Origin of the sequence: Pseudomonas wuhanensis, from assembly GCF_030687395.1 — a bacterium.
GTDB lineage: Bacteria > Pseudomonadota > Gammaproteobacteria > Pseudomonadales > Pseudomonadaceae > Aquipseudomonas > Aquipseudomonas wuhanensis.
This window is the reverse complement of sequence record NZ_CP117430.1, coordinates 387,535-406,141: the sequence shown is the minus strand read 5'-3', so window position 1 is coordinate 406,141 and position 18,607 is coordinate 387,535. Positions and strand designations below refer to the sequence as shown.

The 18,607-nt window shown below is 59.6% G+C and carries 14 protein-coding genes and 1 pseudogene; 8 read left to right on the top strand and 7 right to left on the bottom strand.

The window, feature by feature from the left end; translation table 11 throughout:
• Nucleotides 1-45: 45 nt before the first annotated feature.
• Nucleotides 46-858: a bifunctional DNA-formamidopyrimidine glycosylase/DNA-(apurinic or apyrimidinic site) lyase gene (gene mutM, locus PSH88_RS01870; RefSeq protein WP_305424676.1), complete on the bottom strand. Its 813-nt coding sequence runs from the start codon at nucleotides 856-858 to the stop codon at nucleotides 46-48.
• A 30-nt stretch (nucleotides 859-888) separates the two neighbouring features.
• Nucleotides 889-1,701, bottom strand: coding sequence for an HDOD domain-containing protein (locus tag PSH88_RS01865; protein WP_305426929.1), 813 nt, complete (start codon nucleotides 1,699-1,701; stop codon nucleotides 889-891).
• 251 nt (nucleotides 1,702-1,952) lie between these two features.
• Between PSH88_RS01865 and PSH88_RS01860 the strand changes: the two genes are divergently transcribed.
• From PSH88_RS01860 to ilvD, 5 genes are all read left to right on the top strand, one after another.
• A complete protein-coding gene (locus tag PSH88_RS01860; RefSeq protein WP_007897847.1) occupies nucleotides 1,953-3,149 on the top strand; it encodes a class I SAM-dependent rRNA methyltransferase in 1,197 nt (398 codons plus the stop codon).
• A 437-nt stretch (nucleotides 3,150-3,586) separates the two neighbouring features.
• Complete coding sequence (locus tag PSH88_RS01855) at nucleotides 3,587-4,666, top strand: SagB family peptide dehydrogenase (RefSeq protein ID WP_305424675.1); 1,080 nt, start codon at nucleotides 3,587-3,589, stop codon at nucleotides 4,664-4,666.
• Entirely contained in the window at nucleotides 4,663-5,640 is a 978-nt protein-coding gene (locus PSH88_RS01850; protein WP_305424674.1) for a diiron oxygenase, read from the top strand. Before PSH88_RS01855 ends, PSH88_RS01850 begins: the two co-directional genes overlap by 4 nt.
• Entirely contained in the window at nucleotides 5,633-6,853 is a 1,221-nt protein-coding gene (locus tag PSH88_RS01845; RefSeq protein WP_305424672.1) for an MFS transporter, read from the top strand. Before PSH88_RS01850 ends, PSH88_RS01845 begins: the two co-directional genes overlap by 8 nt.
• A gap of 257 nt (nucleotides 6,854-7,110) precedes the next feature.
• Complete coding sequence (gene ilvD / locus PSH88_RS01840; protein WP_007897835.1) at nucleotides 7,111-8,952, top strand: dihydroxy-acid dehydratase; 1,842 nt, start codon at nucleotides 7,111-7,113, stop codon at nucleotides 8,950-8,952.
• Between the two features lie 47 nt (nucleotides 8,953-8,999).
• Here the strand turns inward: ilvD and PSH88_RS01835 are convergent.
• Both PSH88_RS01835 and PSH88_RS01830 read right to left on the bottom strand, forming a co-directional pair.
• Nucleotides 9,000-10,330, bottom strand: a pseudogene (locus PSH88_RS01835) (IS4 family transposase).
• Nucleotides 10,331-10,622: 292 nt separating this feature from the next.
• Complete coding sequence (locus tag PSH88_RS01830) at nucleotides 10,623-11,678, bottom strand: HAD family hydrolase (protein ID WP_305424670.1); 1,056 nt, start codon at nucleotides 11,676-11,678, stop codon at nucleotides 10,623-10,625.
• Nucleotides 11,679-11,917: 239 nt separating this feature from the next.
• On the opposite strand from PSH88_RS01830, the gene PSH88_RS01825 reads away from it, so the two are divergent.
• Complete coding sequence (locus tag PSH88_RS01825; RefSeq protein ID WP_305424669.1) at nucleotides 11,918-13,309, top strand: L-cystine transporter; 1,392 nt, start codon at nucleotides 11,918-11,920, stop codon at nucleotides 13,307-13,309.
• A 119-nt stretch (nucleotides 13,310-13,428) separates the two neighbouring features.
• Here PSH88_RS01825 and PSH88_RS01820 read toward each other — a convergent pair whose 3' ends face one another.
• Nucleotides 13,429-13,941: a dihydrofolate reductase gene (locus tag PSH88_RS01820; protein ID WP_084322472.1), complete on the bottom strand. Its 513-nt coding sequence runs from the start codon at nucleotides 13,939-13,941 to the stop codon at nucleotides 13,429-13,431.
• An 85-nt stretch (nucleotides 13,942-14,026) separates the two neighbouring features.
• Here PSH88_RS01820 and PSH88_RS01815 point away from each other — a divergent pair, with 85 nt between their 5' ends.
• Nucleotides 14,027-15,406: a DUF2868 domain-containing protein gene (locus PSH88_RS01815; protein ID WP_305424668.1), complete on the top strand. Its 1,380-nt coding sequence runs from the start codon at nucleotides 14,027-14,029 to the stop codon at nucleotides 15,404-15,406.
• The gene (locus PSH88_RS01810; RefSeq protein ID WP_305424667.1) at nucleotides 15,399-16,763 is read left to right on the top strand and encodes a GTPase/DUF3482 domain-containing protein; all 1,365 of its coding nucleotides are present in this window, start codon (nucleotides 15,399-15,401) and stop codon (nucleotides 16,761-16,763) included. Before PSH88_RS01815 ends, PSH88_RS01810 begins: the two co-directional genes overlap by 8 nt.
• A gap of 147 nt (nucleotides 16,764-16,910) precedes the next feature.
• Here the strand turns inward: PSH88_RS01810 and PSH88_RS01805 are convergent, their stop codons facing one another.
• Nucleotides 16,911-17,468 carry a phosphonate degradation HD-domain oxygenase gene (locus tag PSH88_RS01805; RefSeq protein WP_305424666.1) on the bottom strand — a complete coding sequence of 186 codons (558 nt, stop codon included), beginning with the start codon at nucleotides 17,466-17,468 and terminating at the stop codon, nucleotides 16,911-16,913.
• Nucleotides 17,468-18,601: a TIGR03364 family FAD-dependent oxidoreductase gene (locus tag PSH88_RS01800; RefSeq protein ID WP_305424665.1), complete on the bottom strand. Its 1,134-nt coding sequence runs from the start codon at nucleotides 18,599-18,601 to the stop codon at nucleotides 17,468-17,470. The genes PSH88_RS01805 and PSH88_RS01800 overlap by 1 nt, the downstream gene beginning before the upstream one ends.
• Nucleotides 18,602-18,607 lie beyond the last annotated feature (6 nt).

Below are 18,607 nucleotides of genomic sequence, written 5' to 3'. Positions count from 1 at the left end.
CTTCGGCTAGGCAGTAAGAACACTGACTATAGACCGTAGCCGATATCAGCTCTGACAGCGCGGACAAAAGACGCTGGCGCGCTGCCCAAGCTTGACTTCCCGCAGCCCCGTGCCACAGACCTTGCAGTGCTCACCGCCACGGCCGTACACGAACAGTTCCTGCTGGAAGTAACCCGGCTGACCGTCGCCGCCGATAAAGTCCCGCAACGTGGTGCCGCCGCGCTCGATGGCGAGGGCAAGGATGCGCTTGATCTCGATCGCCAGTTTCAAATAGCGCGCCCGGGAAATACTCTTGGCTTCACGGCGAGGGTCAATGCCGGCCGCAAACAACGCTTCGGTCGCATAGATATTGCCGACGCCGACCACCACCGCGTTATCCATGATGAACGGCTTGACCGCCATGGAGCGTCCGCGCGATTGCTGGAACAGTCGCTCGCCGTCGAACAGGTCAGTCAACGGCTCCGGCCCTAGGCGAACCAGCAGTTCGTGGTTCAGCGGGTCCAGACTCCAGAGCATCGCGCCAAAGCGTCGCGGGTCGGTGTAACGCAAGGCCAGGCCCGATTCCAGCTCAATGTCCACATGCTCATGCTTGGCCGCCGGCATGCCGACTTCCACCAGCCGCAGATTCCCCGACATCCCCAAATGACTGATCAGCGTGCCGACTTCGGCGTTGATCAGCAGGTACTTGGCACGCCGTTCCACCAGCACGATGCGCTGACCGGACAGCCGCACATCCAGGTCTTCGGGGATCGGCCAGCGCAAACGGCGCTCACGCACGATCACCCGGCTGACGCGCTGGCCTTCCAGGTGCGGTGCAATCCCGCGGCGGGTGGTTTCGACTTCCGGCAGTTCAGGCATGGGGCTCTCGAATCAGGCGAGGTTCGACACTCAACGCGTGGCGAGGTCGCGAATTTCTTGTTTCTGGGTTTCGAAATCGTATTCCGACAGACCGATGTAATCGAGCACCAGATGCCCGACATTGTTCCATTCGTGGTCTTCAGACTGGTTGCCCAGCACCCGATAGGAAGCGCAAATGTGCTCGGCCATCTTCAGGATTGCCAGCAGGTTTTTCAGCGGCGTATTGCGGCATGACTCATCGCTGAAAATGGCCAGGGCATTGTGATGGTTGGCAATAGCCTGGGTGACATGTTCCGGCAGACGCCAGGACTTGGCGGTGTAATACCCGACCACGGCGTGGTTGGTGTTGTATTGCTTGTTCTCGGTATCCACCACGCGGCATTCGGCGCTGGCATTGCCATAGGCCTGTTCCAGCACTTTCATGTAGTCGGGGAATTTCTTGAGCATCAACGGGATGCCGCAATCGTGGAACAGGCCCAGTGCATAGGCTTCATCGCCGGCCTGGATTCCGACACGCTTGGCCAGGGTCAGGCATGTCATCGCCACGTCCTGCGCCGTGTCCCAGAAACGGTTGAGGGTGACGATGGCGTCGTCGTTCAGCTCGCCCTTGATCGACTGCGCATTGATCAGGTTGATGATCGAACGGCTGCCCAACAGATTCACTGCCCGCTGGATCGCGGTGATCTTGTTACTCAAGCCGTAATACGGCGAGTTGACGATTTTCAGCAAGGCGCCGGACAGGCCTGGGTCCTGGGAGATCAGCTTGGCGATCACTTCCAGGTCCGGGTCGGGCATGTACTGCTCCATCTGCAGATCCACCATGATCTGCGGCTGGGCCGGCACGCTGATGCCTTGCAGGGACTGTTGAATCTGTTCGCTCGTCAGCTCTTGGGACATAAGTACACACTCCGGGTCAGGCGGGGATTCTAACCCTTAAGAAGATGGATCCGACAGTCAGTCAAGCGCATTCATGTGGGAGCGGGCTTGCTCGCTCCCACAGGTTCCGCACCTTACTGACTCCGCGTTTCATCGACCACCAAACCCGCCACTCCCTCAACACGCTATACTCCCGCTCTTTTTTCCGGAGCGACGTCATGTCCCTGCCTAGCCTGCGCCTCAAAGCCAACGCCGACCGTCGCCTGCGGAACGGCCACTTGTGGGTCTATAGCAACGAAATCGATGTAGCCGCTACGCCTTTGCACGGTTTCAAGGCCGGCGACCAGGCGATTCTCGAAGCCGCCAGCGGCAAACCGCTGGGCATCGTTGCCATGAGCCCGAACAACCTGATCTGCGCCCGCCTGCTGTCGCGCGACATCAAGTTGCCGCTGGACAAGTCGCTGCTGGTGCATCGCCTGAACGTTGCCCTGTCCCTGCGCGATCGCCTGTTCGACAAGCCGTTCTATCGCCTGGTCTACGGCGACTCCGACCTGCTGCCAGGCCTGGTGGTCGACCGTTTCGGCGACATTCTGGTAGTCCAGATCGCCTCGGCGACCATGGAAGCTCACAAAGATGACGTGATCGCGGCACTGACCCAAGTGCTCAAGCCAAGCGGCATTCTTTTCAAGAACGACTCCGCTGCCCGTGATGCCGAAGGCCTCAACCGCTACGTCGAAACCGTGTTCGGCCTGGTGCCGGAATGGGTCGCTCTGGAAGAGAATGGCGTGAAATTCGAAGCACCAGTCATCCAGGGACAGAAAACCGGCTGGTTCTACGACCACCGCATGAACCGCGCGCGTCTGGCACCTTACGCCAAAGGCAAGCGCGTACTGGACTTGTACAGCTACATCGGCGGCTGGGGCGTTCAAGCGGCTGCCTTCGGCGCCAGTGAAGTGTTCTGCGTCGACGCTTCGGCCTTCGCCCTCGACGGCGTCGAGCGCAACGCCGCACTGAACGGCGTCGCCGAAAAAATGACCTGCATCGAAGGCGACGTGTTCGAAGCCCTGAAGGAACTGAAAGCCAGCGAAGAGCGTTTCGACGTCATCGTGGCCGACCCTCCTGCCTTCATCAAACGCAAGAAAGACATGAAAAACGGTGAAGGCGCCTACCGTCGCCTGAACGAGCAAGCCATGCGCCTGCTTAGCAAGGACGGCATCCTGGTCAGCGCTTCGTGCTCGATGCACCTGCCGGAAGACGACCTGCAGAACATTCTGCTGACCAGCGCCCGTCACCTGGACCGCAACATCCAGATGCTGGAGCGCGGCGGTCAGGGCCCGGATCACCCGGTACACCCGGCCATTGCCGAGACTCGCTACATCAAGAGCATCACCTGCCGTCTGCTGCCAAACAGCTGAGTACGCTGGTTTGACGGGGAGCCAACAGGCTCTCCGTCAGCCGTTTTAACGCCACGACATCCACTCTTCAGCCTCTGCTTCTTACTCTTGCGGTCCTACTGACTTGCAGGACGTTTCCCTGCATCTTTTATTTAAAAGAATATAACTTACAAACTTGCCCCTACCCCCAGACCGCTCCGACAAAATTACTAGAATATTCCTACTTAATATCTCCTTGATAAGGGCTCATTACCGCCTATGATTGAGTTGTCACCGCGAAGTGACACTCACTATCAATGACAAGGAGTCAAAAACATGAAAGCAATTACTCTGGAAACAAACAAAATCGCCAACCTGGCTTTTCTGGTTGTGCCAAAAACCCGCTAAGTAAATAAAACGCTGGGGAGTGCCGGCTACCCAGCGTTTTCTATGGCACAGCCCAGAGCGAACCGCCCATCATGCAGATAAATCCATACCTGTTCATACTTCCTCGTACGCCCGGCCAAATAGTCTGGGATTACAAGAATCACAAACAATTTGAACTTAATCTGGAATACTCAACCCGGCTTGCACAACTCATCAGCAATCCAAAACTGTATAACGACAGCAACATAGTAGACACTCAACTTCTGAACTCCGGAATACTGACCACCTCCATACAAGACACTATTGAATGGGGCTGGGATGAACTATCGAAAATATTCCATATCGGCACCAAGAACATTCCCTGCGAACATATTCCTCAGAATATTCATGAATGGTCGAGACACTATCTGGACCATTGCACCGAAGTACTGGACTCACCCGCGCCGGACGCCAGGCTCACAGAACGCCAGGCACACTCGCTGATTGCCCTGCCAGAACCTTCCTGCCTGCCGGAGGGCTCTCTTGCCAACGTCCTGATCGGCCGCAAAACCTGCCGCACCTTCACGGATGAAGCGATTTCACTGGAAGAGGTCGGCACACTGCTTTACCTGTCCCTGGGCTACTTGCATGAGCGCGAAAATGACGTCGACGAAACCATTGTCGAAGGTCTCGGTGCCCGACGCAGCAGCCCGTCCGCCGGCGGGTTGAATGCCTGCGAAGGCTTTCTTCATGTGCAAAACGTCAACGGCCTGAAACCCGGGCTCTACGCCTACCATCCCACCGACCATGCACTGAGCTTCGTCAACCCGGCACCTGACTCGCCACTGGGGCAGTTGCTGTGTGGCCAACATTTCATCAATAACCTGCCCGTAGGCCTGTTCATTACCGCTCGCTTCGACAAGTTGTGGTGGAAATATGAACACTCGCGAGCCTACCGAATGGCCTTCGTGGAGGCGGGGCATATTTCCCAGACCTTTCAACTGGTGGCCACTGCACTGGGGTTGAACACGTGGCTGACCGGAGCACTGACGGACGATCAGGTCGAAACATTGCTGGGGCTCGAGAACACCGCAGAACAACCCTTGTTTTTCGTTGGCTGTGGTCACAGCGACGGACAAGTGATGTGCAAGGAATTGAAGGATCTGCTGAGCAGTCGGGAGCCGCAACAATGACCGCCCCCATCATTGCTCCGTCAGACCTCCCCGTTTCCTGGGCGCTGCGTTTCACCCTCGGCGACTGGAATACCCGCGCGTCGGTGCGAACCAGCGAGCACGACTATCTATTACCGACAGACCTGGAGCAGCAACTGGAAACACGTCACTGGTTTCCCCCAGGCTTGCTGGCTTACCTGAATCACCCGGCTATCAAAGTGCTAGGTCCAACCGTCAACCATCGGCTGTCGGCCAATCATCTGGTGTACTTCCTCGACTACACCACCGTGCTCGAACACCGCATCGTCAACCGTTCCGTGGAAACCATCATCCACGGTGAATTGAAGGTCAACATTCCCCCGCGGATGAAGACCGCCGCGCTTCAGCTTTACACCGACGAGGGTTATCACGCCCTGTTCTCCAATAACCTCGCCGAGCAGATCGCCGGGGTTTACGGGATCAACCTGCGCCCGGTCATGCCCTACCGCATCACGCGATTGAACGCCCTGCTCGAGCGCACACCTGACAAACACCGGGCGCTGGCCTGGTTTCTCGTCGGGTTCGTATCGGAGACGATCATTGCCAGGGAACTGCTCGACGTCTGCCGTGACGACCTGGTGTCCAGCGTCCAGGCAATGCTCAGGGATCATCTCGCGGACGAGGCGCGCCACAGTCGCTATTTCTCTGAAGTGTTCCATTACCTGTGGCTGACGCTGAACAGCCGTCAACGCCTATTCGCCGCCAGGTTGCTGCTGGACAGCATCCGGATTTTCTTCGAGGCCGATGAGCGATGGCTGCGGGAAAGCCTGCTCAGCGCGGGTATCGGCGACATCGCCATCACGCAAGTGCTTGGCGAACTGACCAGCCCCCAAGCCACCCTTCGGCGTGCGCGATCTGGCGCCGGTGCGACGCTTCAGGCGTTGAAAAAAGCCGGTTTCTTCGACCTGCCTTACAACCAGCAACTGTTCATGAAGGCAGGGCTTGTCGATGGATGAAGGACGCCCTGCGGCAACCGTCAGACAGCGTCGGGGGGCGGTCAGCCTGTTGTTGTCAATGGTACTGCTTGGCGTGTTCCCACTGGATGTCCTGCTTCCCTCGTTCCCCGCCCTGGCTGACCACTTTCGCAACACGCGCGCCGATATCGCGCTGTCGGTCAGTCTGTTTGCCGTCGGTATAGCGGCCTCTCAACTGCTGATCGGGCCGCTGTCGGATGTGATCGGGCGCAAAGGACTGTTGCTCGCCGGAATAACCGTTTCGATGCTGGGTGCAGTGGGCTGCCTATTGACCACGGACTATGCCTACTTCCTGCTATTCCGTGTCATTCAGGCCCTGGGCTGCGGGTGTTTCGTGCTGTCACAAGCGCTGGTTCAGGATTTGTTCGAGGGTGAGGAACGTATCCGGTTGCGGATCCTGATGGTCACCGCCAGCGGCATTTTCATCTCGGTCTCGCCGCTGGCCGGTACATTCCTGCAAGCCACGCTGGGCTGGCAGGGCAGCTTCTGGGTGTTTATCGCACTGGCTGGTGTGGTACTGCTCAAAGCCTGTCTGTTTCTCGAAAACACCCGTCCGGTGGCAACCGGCGCCCGGCCGAATATCCTCCAGTCCTATGGTCGGGTCCTGCGTGATGCTGACTTCCTGCCCTACTGGTTGATCTCAGCCTTTGCCTTCGCCTGCCATTTTTCGTTCATCGTCATTTCGCCGCTGATTTTCATGGATCAACTCCAACTATCGGCCTATGACTTCTCGCTGATTCTGTTGATATACGGCGGCGCCTACATTGTCGGCGGCATGGTGGCGACTCTATTGGGTAAACACATCAGCCCCGGTCATCAAATCATCAGCGGGTTGAGCCTGATCCTGCTGTCCGGCCTCATGTTGCTTTACCTCGCGAGCCACTTTGCGCTGTCCCCGATCACCGTCCTGGTACCGATGCTTATCTGTACCGCCGGCACCACCATCACTCGACCGGCCTCCAGTTCCCAAGCCATGAGCCTGTTCCCTGAAAATGCGGGAACCTCGGCGTCGGCCGGCAGCACGGTGACATTCATCTGCGGCGGGTTGATCAGTGCGCTCATCAGCCTGAGCCCGGCCAACCTGCAATCCACCCTTGGATACAGCTTCATCCTCTTGAGCAGCGTGGCGCTGGCGCTGAACAGTCGCATCAATCGCCGAGCCAAAAGCCCAAGAGCCAGTCCAAGCGTCGAATAATCCCGCCGATCGTCACTCCATACGCGCCATCAGCGCTGGTTCAACACTTTCCGGCATTCCCTCCTGACGCCAGCGGTGTAGAATCGCGAGATTCATCGCCAGTCATCCCCCGGCGGGTTTATGAGCTCAAGCTGAAGCGCGCGGCGATCCCGCAAAGTTATCGGCAACTTCCGGACACACGGCCATTTCTGAGTGTTCCAGACGTCAATAGAAGCTCACTTCCCTTTTGATACCTGATTAGCCGCCCGGAGTGCTTCATGCCTGATTACCGCTCGAAAACATCCACCCACGGCCGCAACATGGCCGGTGCTCGCGCACTATGGCGCGCCACGGGGATGAAAGATGACGACTTCAAGAAGCCGATCATCGCCATTGCCAACTCCTTTACCCAGTTCGTACCGGGCCATGTGCACCTCAAGGATCTGGGGCAACTGGTCGCTCGCGAAATCGAACGGGCCGGCGGCGTCGCCAAAGAATTCAACACCATTGCTGTGGATGACGGCATCGCCATGGGTCACGACGGCATGCTCTATTCGCTGCCGAGCCGCGAGATCATCGCCGACTCCGTCGAATACATGGTCAACGCCCACTGCGCCGACGCCATCGTCTGCATCTCCAACTGCGACAAGATCACCCCTGGCATGTTGATGGCCTCCTTGCGGCTGAACATCCCGGTGATCTTCGTGTCCGGCGGCCCGATGGAAGCCGGCAAGACCAAACTGGCCAGCCACGGTCTCGACCTGGTTGACGCCATGGTGATCGCCGCAGACTCCAGCGCCTCTGACGAGAAGGTTGCGGAGTATGAGCGTAGCGCCTGCCCGACGTGCGGCTCCTGCTCCGGCATGTTCACCGCCAACTCGATGAACTGCCTCGTTGAAGCCCTGGGTCTGGCATTGCCGGGCAACGGTTCGACCCTGGCCACCCATAGCGACCGCGAACAACTGTTCCTGCAAGCTGGCCGCACCATCGTCGAGCTGTGCAAACGTTACTATGGCGAGAACGATGAGTCGGTGTTGCCGCGCAACATCGCCAACTTCAAGGCGTTCGAAAACGCCATGACCCTGGACATCGCCATGGGCGGTTCCACCAACACCATCCTGCACTTGCTGGCCGCAGCCCAGGAAGCCGAGATCGATTTCGACCTGCGCGACATCGACCGCCTTTCTCGCCATGTACCGCAACTGTGCAAGGTCGCGCCGAACATCCAGAAGTACCACATGGAAGACGTGCACCGTGCCGGCGGGATCTTCAGCATCCTCGGTTCCCTGGCCCGTGGCGGTCTGTTGCACACCGATCTGCCGACCGTGCACAGCAAGTCCTTGGCTGAAGGCATCGCCAAGTGGGACATCACCCAGACCACCGATGAAGCCGTGCACCACTTCTTCAAGGCCGGCCCGGCGGGCATCCCGACGCAAACCGCGTTCAGCCAGTCGACCCGCTGGGAAACCCTGGATGACGACCGTGAAAACGGCTGCATCCGCAGTGTCGAACACGCTTACTCGAAAGAAGGTGGCCTGGCCGTTCTGTACGGCAACATCGCCCTGGATGGCTGCGTGGTGAAAACCGCCGGCGTCGACGAATCGATCCACGTGTTCGAAGGCAACGCGAAGATCTTTGAAAGCCAGGACAGCGCCGTACGCGGCATCCTCGCCGACGAAGTGAAGGCCGGCGACATCGTGATCATTCGTTACGAAGGCCCGAAAGGCGGCCCGGGCATGCAGGAAATGTTGTACCCGACGTCTTACCTGAAATCCAAAGGCCTGGGCAAAGCCTGCGCCCTGCTCACCGACGGCCGTTTCTCTGGCGGTACTTCGGGCCTGTCCATCGGCCACGCTTCGCCAGAAGCGGCTGCCGGCGGCGCGATCGGTCTGGTGCAGGATGGCGACAAGGTGCTGATCGACATTCCGAATCGCTCGATCAACCTGTTGATCAGCGATGAAGAAATGGCAGCGCGCCGTGCCGAGCAGGACAAGAAAGGCTGGAAACCGGTGGAAGTGCGTCCACGTAAAGTGACGACTGCGCTGAAAGCGTATGCCCTGTTGGCCACCAGCGCCGACAAGGGTGCGGTACGTAACAAGGCGATGCTCGACGGGTTGTAAGCGTCAGTCGCAGAAACAAAAATGCCCCGCCAAGTGCGTAATGCTGTTCACTTAAGCGGAGCAGCCTTACGGTCTACTGGAAACCGGGTCTTTGATATTTTCACCGTCCTTGGCCTTGAAGGTCTTGGACGGTGATCCAGAAACAATCCTCCGATACCTGCCCTTAACTCTGCCAATCGTCTGCCTGTGGCTGAAATCGGGTTGGCCGCTGCCATCACTATCAGTTGCACGGCAATGTACTGGCAAGCCGGTTTGAAACGAATGTCCGAGGGGGCTCGGCCAAACGCCACCGCCGCCTGGCTGGCTTCCCGACGAATCACGTTATAAGCCAACAAAAGTCCCCAAACCTCCTGATAGACCAAGTCGACTTTTTTGCTACGCAAGGTCACTGCGTTCTGCTGCATCGAGCTCTTGATGTCCCTGAAGCCCAATTCGATCTCCCAGCGTTCCTGATACAGCTTGGCCACGGCCTTGGCGTTGTAGGCGTTAGCCGGCAATGACGTCATGACGGTCTTTAGCTTGCCTTGAATTTCATAACTGACTTCGCGGGCCTCCCAATGCGTTGGAAGGGTCGGGTTTCGCTTCCTGGCCTGCGGCGAGACTTTCATGCGCACCCAACGATCGTGCTGGCTGTAGCGGGTCACTTCTTCGCAGACCATTCCTTTTTTTGCCGGGATCAACCAATGACGGTTGCTACCAGCACTGCTCAGGCTCGACAGCAGTTCGGCCCCCCAGAATCCTTTGTCGAACAACGTCACCGAGTGATCGGGGATCTGCTGCAGGAACTCGTCGGCCAAGCGCATTTCACTGCGTCGGTAAGGGCTCAATTGCGCATCCAGGATCACGTGCGAACGTACATTCATCAACGCCACCAGGCGCAGCATGGGAAACGGAGTCTGGCGGTCGCTCGGGGTGTTTCCCGACCCGAAGTGGTCCCGAAGCTCGGGCGTATCCGGGGTGCGCAAGAGTGCTCCGTCCACTGCGAACACCTGCAGTTCATGCCAGGCGTCACCGTCATAGCGCTCCGCGCCCCATTGGTTCCCGTCTTGCGGAACAGCCACTCAACGGGATCGGCGCCGAGCCGCTTACGCGCTTCGGTCAGACCGCTACGGGCCAACAGGTGGTCAGAGGCCAGGCCTTGGGCGCAGATGTTCAAACGTCTGGCCACTTCGTGAACCGGTTCATCACGAAACAGCGCCATGCCGAGCACCAGCCAAAGCACTTGGTCAGCGGGCAGGCGACGTCGACGAATGGTGGCCTGACTGGAAAGATCCAGCGCAGACGCGACCCACTCTATGGGGATGTTTTGGGTGAAGGTGCTCAGGTCGCAGAAGTTGAAAAGGTCGCCGAGGTCGAGCAGGTCCTGTTGAACAGACATAAAAAATCCGATGCCAGATATCTGGCATCGGATTTTCGGATAAGCCCAGCTGAGACTCAAATGCTTAAGTGAACAGCATTACGCCAAGTGCGGGGCATTTTTTTTGAACACGGTTAAATGTGGGAGCGAGCCTGCTCGCGAAAGCGGTGTGTCATTCAACATTAATGGTGAATGTCATGGCCCCATCGCGGGCAAGCCCGCTCCCACAGGGGATCTTCGGTGCTCATACAATCTATGTATCACCTCAGACCCTGTGGGAGCGAGGCTTGCCCGCGATGGGCGCGACTCGGTCTTACTGAATCTCTTCAGGCTTCACGATCACCCAGTTCTTATCCGCCGTCACCGCCAAGCCTTCTTTCGCCTGGGCTGCTGCGTTCTTGGCCATCATGCCGTTAATCTGGGTCATGTACTTGTCTTTGCGGTTAACCCACAAATGGATGCCGCCCTTGGACACGTCGACGCTGTGGAACAGCATGTAGCCATCGCTGGTCGGGGTATCGCCGCCCACCAGGACCGGTTTTTTCCATTCATCGATGTACGTCAGGATCGCCGACTGTTTACCCGCCATCCAGGTGGCCGGGGTCCACAGGTACGGGGTCAGTTCGAGGCCCAGGTTGGCCTTCTCGTCATACTTGCCCGCGGTGACTTGCTTGCGTGCCGTGGTCAACTCGCCGGTCTTGCGGTCCTTGAGCAGCAGGCTCACGCCGATCACGTTCTGCGGTTTGACGTTGTAGCCGTACTTCGGATCGGAGGCGACCATGCGCACCAGTTCTTCGGAGGCGGCGGTCATCACATAGACCTCGATGCCGTTCTCCATCAGCTTGTTGTAGAGCTCTTTCTGACCGGTGAAGATTTTCGGCGGGTTGACGTCGATGGTCTTGACCACGTCGCCTTCGTAATAAGTGCTCGGCACCGGTTTGCCAGACGCCATCAACTCATCGACGTTGCCCTTGAGCTCCTGAAGCGTGAAGCCGGAAAACACTTGGGCGACCCATGGATAGCAAACCATGTCGTCGATTTCGCAGAGGCGATAGTAATAGCTGAACAGGCTTTCCTTATGGTCGGCCGTGTCCTTGAACGGGATCAGTTTCAGGGAGGGATCGAGGCTCTCGCGGGTGATCAGGCCCTTGTTTTCCATGAACGGCAACAAGGACTCTTCAAGGTCGTAGCGGTAACTGGTGTTGTCCATGTCGAACACCGCGAAGTTACCCTTGTTGGCATTGGCCGCGATCATCGCGTCCAGCGCCTTGGCCTGATCGGCTGGCCAGTGTTTCAGGTCAGTAGCGAACGCTTGGCCGGCAAGGCCCAAGCAGAGTACGGCAGCCAGCATTTTCGGTGCGAACTTCATCTGCGTTTCTCCCTGATTCAAAGATATCGACGCTAACAAATCTGTATGACAGTCCCCGCCTGCCCGCGACCGCTTGCATCCTGATTCCGTCAGCGGCATTCCCCACAGCGTCAGCGGCTTATTCCAAAAACGACAGTTAATCGTTGTTTTTGATATTAAATCATTACATATCAAGCTGTTAGGCTTGCCGGTTCGCAGCTGCCCCGGAATGCAGCTGGCACAAAGTTATTGGAGCTTTTATGAATCTGCCGCTGATCCTCAATCTGCTGGTGTTCCTCGCCTTGCTCTTTGGCCTGGCGCAAACCCGTCACACCACCTGGAGCCTGGCCAAAAAGGTTCTGCTGGCGCTGGTCCTGGGCGTGATCTTTGGTGTCGCTCTGCACACGATCTATGGTGCGGGCAACCCGGTACTGAAAGCCTCGATCAGTTGGTTCGATCTGGTGGGCAACGGTTACGTGCAGTTGCTGCAAATGATCGTGATCCCGCTGGTGTTCGCCTCGATCCTCAGCGCCGTGGCGCGCCTGCACAACGCTTCGTCGCTGGGCAAGATCAGCTTCCTGACCATCGGCACGCTGCTGTTCACCACCGCTATCGCGGCGCTGATTGGCATCGGTCTGACCAACCTGTTCGACCTTACCGCCGAAGGCCTGGTCGCCGGCACCCAGGAAATGGCTCGCCTGCAAACCATTCAGAGCGACTACGCGGGCAAGGTCGCTGACCTGAATGTGCCGCAACTGCTGCTGTCGTTCATCCCGCAGAACCCGTTCGCCGACCTCGCTCGCGTCAAGCCGACTTCGATCATCAGCGTGGTTATTTTTGCTGCATTCCTTGGGGTCGCAGCGCTGCAACTGCTCAAGGATGATGTCGAGAAAGGTCAGAAAGTGATCAACGCCATCGACACCCTGCAAGCCTGGGTGATGCGTCTGGTACGTCTGGTGATGAAGCTGACCCCGTACGGCGTATTGGCGCTGATGACCAAAGTGGTCGCCGGCTCCAACCTGCAAGACATCATCAAGCTCGGCAGTTTCGTGGTGGTGTCCTATATCGGCCTGGGCTTGATGTTTGTAGTCCATGGCCTGCTGGTGTCGGCGGCTGGAATCAACCCGCTGCGCTTCTTCCGCAAGATCTGGCCGGTGCTGACGTTTGCTTTCACCAGCCGCTCCAGCGCCGCCACCATTCCGCTGAGCATCGAAGCCCAGACCAGCCGTTTGGGTATTCCACAGTCCATCGCCAGTTTCGCCGCCTCGTTCGGCGCGACCATTGGCCAGAACGGCTGTGCCGGTCTGTACCCGGCAATGTTGGCGGTGATGGTCGCGCCGACTGTGGGCATCAACCCGCTGGACCCACTGTGGATCGCGACGTTGGTGGCGATTGTGACGCTGAGTTCGGCCGGCGTGGCCGGGGTCGGTGGCGGCGCGACCTTCGCCGCGTTGATCGTGCTGCCGGCCATGGGTTTGCCGGTGTCACTGGTGGCGTTGCTGATTTCGGTTGAGCCGCTGATTGATATGGGTCGTACGGCGTTGAACGTGAGTGGTTCGATCACGGCGGGTGCGATTACCAGCCAGATGATGCAGCAGACCGATAAAGATCTGCTGGATGCGGATGAGCATGGGGCGTTGGCTCACGTTTAAGATTTTCATCGTCTGAGCGGGCCTCTTCGCGGGCAAGCCCGCTCCCACAGGTTTTTTGGTGCTTACACAATGTGTGTTCCACCTTGATTACTGTGGGAGCGGGCTTGCCCGCGATGCTTTTAGGCTTTTTCCCAGACTTCGAAGTTGTAGGCAGGCTTGTCACCCTCCGCCGGATTCGGAACATTCGACACCAGTTTCCACTGATTCAAATCAAACTCCGGAAACCACGCATCCCCTTCGGGGCTCAGCGCTACGCGCGTCAGATACAACCGATCAGCCTGCGCCAACCCCTGCGCATACAACTGCGCCCCGCCAATCAACATCACCTCATCGACGCCCTGCTCGTTCGCCCATTGCTGAGCGCGAACCACCGCGGCCTCCAGCGACGGATAAACCTCCGCACCTTCCAGCTGCAGATCCGCCTGACGGCTGACCACGATGTTCAGCCGGCCCGGCAGCGGACGACCGAGAGAATCCCAGGTCTTGCGACCCATGATGATCGGCTTGCCGAGGGTGGTGGCCTTGAAGTATTTGAAGTCCCCCGGCAAGTGCCAGGGCATGCTGTTGTCGACGCCGATCACGCGGTTTTCACCGAGGGCTGCGATCAGGCTGAGAGGGAGTGATTTAGTCATGTCGGCGAGGATACCAGAGCCTCCCTTACCCCGATAAGCGTCACAGCGGTTATGCTCACCGCTCAATTAAGCGACGGGATGCCGCGTGACTGAACTGACTCCACTGCAAAGCCTCTGGCTGAGCGAAACCATACGCCTGCGTGAAGAACACGCAGGCCCCTTGGATGATCTGGAAGCCAACCGAATCGCCCGCAGCGCCGGCGGCGACCTGCCGACGCGCATTCAATGCCGCGCCCGGTGGCTGGCCGAGCGCGACGGGCAGACCCGCGCCCTCAAACACTGGCTGCAAGGCGCACGACTGGCGTTGATCGTGCTCGCCGTGCTGGCCGTGATCAGTGGCGCCGGCCTGGCGTTTGCCGCGCTGGGCGACGGCCAGTCCCCGGTCAATGTGTTCTGGGCCTTGGGCAGCCTGCTGGGGCTGAACCTGATTCTGCTATTGAGCTGGGCCCTGGGCCTGGTGTTCGCCGGCGAACAGGGCGCCGCCCTCGGACGCTTGTGGTTGTGGCTCAGTGAAAAACTCGCCCGCGATGCCAACGCCGCGCAACTGGCGCCGGCACTGCTGCTGTTGCTGCAACGGCAGAAACTCAATCGTTGGGCGCTGGGTGTGCTGGTCAACGGATTGTGGTTGCTGGCGATGCTCAGTGCCTTGGTGATGGTGCTGACGCTGATGGCGACCCGGCGCTACGGTTTCGTCTGGGAGACCACCATTCTCGGCGGCGACACCTTCGTCGCCATGACCCAAGCCCTCGGCGCCCTGCCGGCCTTGCTCGGCTTCAGTGTGCCGAGCGTGGAGATGATTCGCGCCAGTGGCGACGCCGCGCTGAACATCGAAAGCGCTCGCCAGGCCTGGGCGGCGTGGCTGGTTGGGGTGCTGCTGGTGTACGGCGTTTTGCCGCGCTTGCTGCTTGCATTGTTCTGCCTGTGGCGCTGGAAAACCGGTCAAGCAGCCCTGCGTCTGGATTTGAACCTGCCCGGCTACGCCCAACTGCGCGAACGGCTGATGCCCACCAGCGAACGCCTGGGCATCAGCGATGCCGCGCCTGCGCAACTTCATCGGGTTGAAAACACTGCCAGCGATCTGCAAAGCGATGGCGCGCTGCTGGTGGCCATCGAGCTGGACGACCAACGCCCGTGGCCGCCGCAGTTGCCGAAAAACGTCAACAACGCCGGCGTCCTCGACAGCCGAGAATCCCGGCACAAACTGCTCGAACAGCTGAGTCGTTTTCCCCCGGCTCGTCTGGCCATCGCCTGTGACCCACGGCGTTCGCCGGACCGTGGCAGCCTGGCGCTGATTGCCGAACTGGCTCGCAGCGCTACCGCCACCCGTGTGTGGTTGCTGCAAGCGCCGCCCGGCGAAGCGCTGGATGCCGAACGCCTGGGCGACTGGCATGTTGCGCTACAGCAACTGGACCTGCCATTCGCCGATTGCGCGCCATTGAACTGGCTGGAGACGGGTCATGATTAATCCCCTGAAACTCGCTGTGGTCGGCCACACCAACGTCGGTAAAACCTCGTTGCTGAGAACGCTGACGCGAGATGTCGGCTTCGGCGAAGTGTCCCATCGCCCCAGCACCACTCGCCACGTCGAAGGCGCGCGATTGTCGGTAGACGGCGAGCCGTTGCTTGATCTCTTCGACACTCCAGGCCTGGAAGATGCCATCGCCCTGCTCGACTACCTTGAGCGCCTGGAGCGACCCGGCGAACGCCTCGACGGCCCGGCACGATTGGCGCGTTTTCTGGAGGGTAGCGAAGCCCGGCAGCGCTTCGAACAGGAAGCCAAGGTGCTGCGGCAACTGCTCGCCTCGGACGCCGGCCTCTATGTGATCGACGCCCGGGAGCCGGTGCTGGCCAAGTACCGCGACGAACTGGAAGTGTTGGCCAGTTGCGGAAAGCCGCTGCTGCCGGTGCTGAATTTTGTCAGCAGCGCCCAGCATCGCGAACCGGATTGGCGTGAAGCCCTGGCGCGATTGGGCTTGCATGCATTGGTGCGTTTCGACAGCGTCGCCCCGCCGGAGGATGGCGAGCGTCGACTCTATGAAAGCCTCGCGCTGCTGCTGGAAAACTCCCGCGAACAGCTGGAGCGCTTGATCGCCGACCAGCAGGCCCAACGCCTGGCCCGTCAGCAAAGTGCAGCGCGGCTGATTGCCGATTTATTGATCGATTGCGCCGCCTGCCGCCGCAGTGTGGTCAGCGAGGCGGCGCAGGAACAGCAAGCGATCAGCGAACTGCGCAAAGCTGTGCGTCAGCGTGAACAACGCTGCGTCGAGGCCTTGCTCAAGCTCTATGCCTTCCGCCCACAAGACGCGGCGGCCAGTGAACTGCCGCTACTTGATGGCCGCTGGGGCGATGACCTGTTCAACCCGGAAACTTTGAAACAGCTCGGTGTGCGGGTCGGCGGCGGTATCGCGGCTGGCGCGGCGGCCGGAGCCGGTGTCGATTTGCTGGTGGGTGGCCTGACCCTCGGCGCCGCAGCACTGGCCGGAGCGATTGCCGGCGGCGCCCTGCAAACTGCCCGCAGCTACGGCAGCCGGCTGCTGGGCAAGATCAAAGGGCAGCGCGAACTGACCGTCGACGACGGCGTGCTACGACTGTTGGCCTTGCGCCAGCGGCAACTGCTGCAGGCCCTGAATTCCCGTGGGCACGCGGCGATGGACAGCATTCAGGTCGCCACGCCGCAAGACAAAACCTGGCGCGAAGGCAAACTGCCGGAAGCGCTGAACAAGGCGCGGGCGCATCCGCAGTGGTCGTCGCTTAATCCGAATTCGAAGTTGAGTCAGGGGGAGCGGCAGGAGCAGGTTGAGGTGTTGGCGCAACAACTTTAAAGACCCGCAATCTGCGGTGTCAGCTCTGGCCTCATCGCGGGCAAGCCCGCTCCCACAAGGTCTTGGGTGATACAGAAATTGTATGAACACCGAAGATCCCTGTGGGAGCGGGCTTGCCCGCGATGGGCGCGACTCGGTTGTGAAACTTTACTCTGCCAACAGCCGCAACGCCTTTTCCTTCAAGATGCCCAGATCCATCACCGGCACCCACATCTCCTTGGCCAACTCATCCCACTGACGCATCCGCAAACTGACGGCACACAACGGATCCTGCTCGAACGCCTCGGCCTCGGTAGCCGTCATCACCCCGCCCTGATACTCAAGCGTGCGCCGACTGGCTTCGCTCAAACGCTCGTAGTACCCAGACTCTTTGAGCGTCAGATAACGCTTGGCCTGCACGTGATATTCCACCAGCCACGCCATGCGTTCGCTGAAGCCAGCGCGGCGTAAATAATCAGCGCCCAGTCGCTCGTGGCTGACGATCCCAAAACCACCCATGTTCTCGGCACCCACGGCGCAGAGGTGCCCGATGTCGTGAAAGAACGCCGCCAGCACCACTTCATCATCGAAGCCCTCGGCCATCGCCAGTTCGGCGGCTTGCGACATGTGCTCGATCTGCGACACCGGTTCGCCGATGTAATCGTTGTCGCCAAAACGCTCGTACAGACCGAACACCTTTGCGATCACTTGCTCATGGTGGTCCATCAACTGTCTCCCAATAAGGTCGCGACGTTACGCTCAGCCAGCGCCGGCCCGACGCTCATGCCGACACCGGTGTGCATCAGCGCCACGCTCACACCTGGCATCGGCCGCAGAAAGGAGAACGGCCCCGGCCCGCGTGAACCATAGACGCCCTGCCAGCGTTCGACCACTTGCACCTTGCAGCCCAACGTCTGCTCGGCCAGTTCAATCATCCAGTCATCCACCTGCTCGGCATTGAACGGTGATGGATCGCTGCCGTAATGGTGGGAGTCGCCGATGATCAATTCACCGTAAGGCGTCGGACTGATCAGCAGGTGAATGCCGTTTTCATGCAGATGGGGTGCGTCGCGCAGAATCTGCGCCCGTATCGCGGCGGCTTCCGGCAAATCGGCGAAGGCGCCGTAATGCACGCAACTCAGACCGGTGAGCAGCGCGTGTTGCAGGTTGAGGTTGATCTGCGGGCGGGCGCGGAGCATTTGCAGACGGCAGATTTGCGGATCCAGTTCGGCAATCGGCTCGGCCAGCAAGGTTTGATAATCGTGGCCGGAGCAAACGATGATCTGCTCGGCGCTGAAGGTACCGGCGGTGCTGTGCAAGCGCCCCGGTTCGATGTCGCGCACCAGCGTGGAGAAATGAAACTCGACGCCCAACTCGCAACGCAGGTAGTCGATCAACGCCGGAATCGCTTCGCGGGAATACAGCTGCTGGTCGTCCATGCCGTGCAACGCGGCGCGGTGATGGCTGAACTGGCCACCGTATAAATCGCGCAATGCCGCACCGCGCAGCAGCTCGACGCGGTAACCGTGCTCCATGGCGCGACCGGCGCAGAAGGCTTCCAGCAGGTGCTCTTCCGCTTCGGTGCGGGCGAACAGGTATAAGCCGTTGCGCTTGAGTTGCAGGCCGACAAGTTCTGCCCATTGGCCCCAGATGTCGCGGCTGGCCCTGGCCAATTCGAGCATCGGCCCTGGTGGCTGGCCGGTGACCAGTGCCTGGCCGAAGTTACGCACCGACGCGCCGAGCGGCGTTTCGCTGCGTTCGAAAACGGTGACTTTCAGACCGCGTCTGGCAGCAGCATAGGCGTGGGACAGGCCGAGAATGCCGGCGCCGACGATTAGCATGTCGTTGTGGTGTGTCATGGGGAT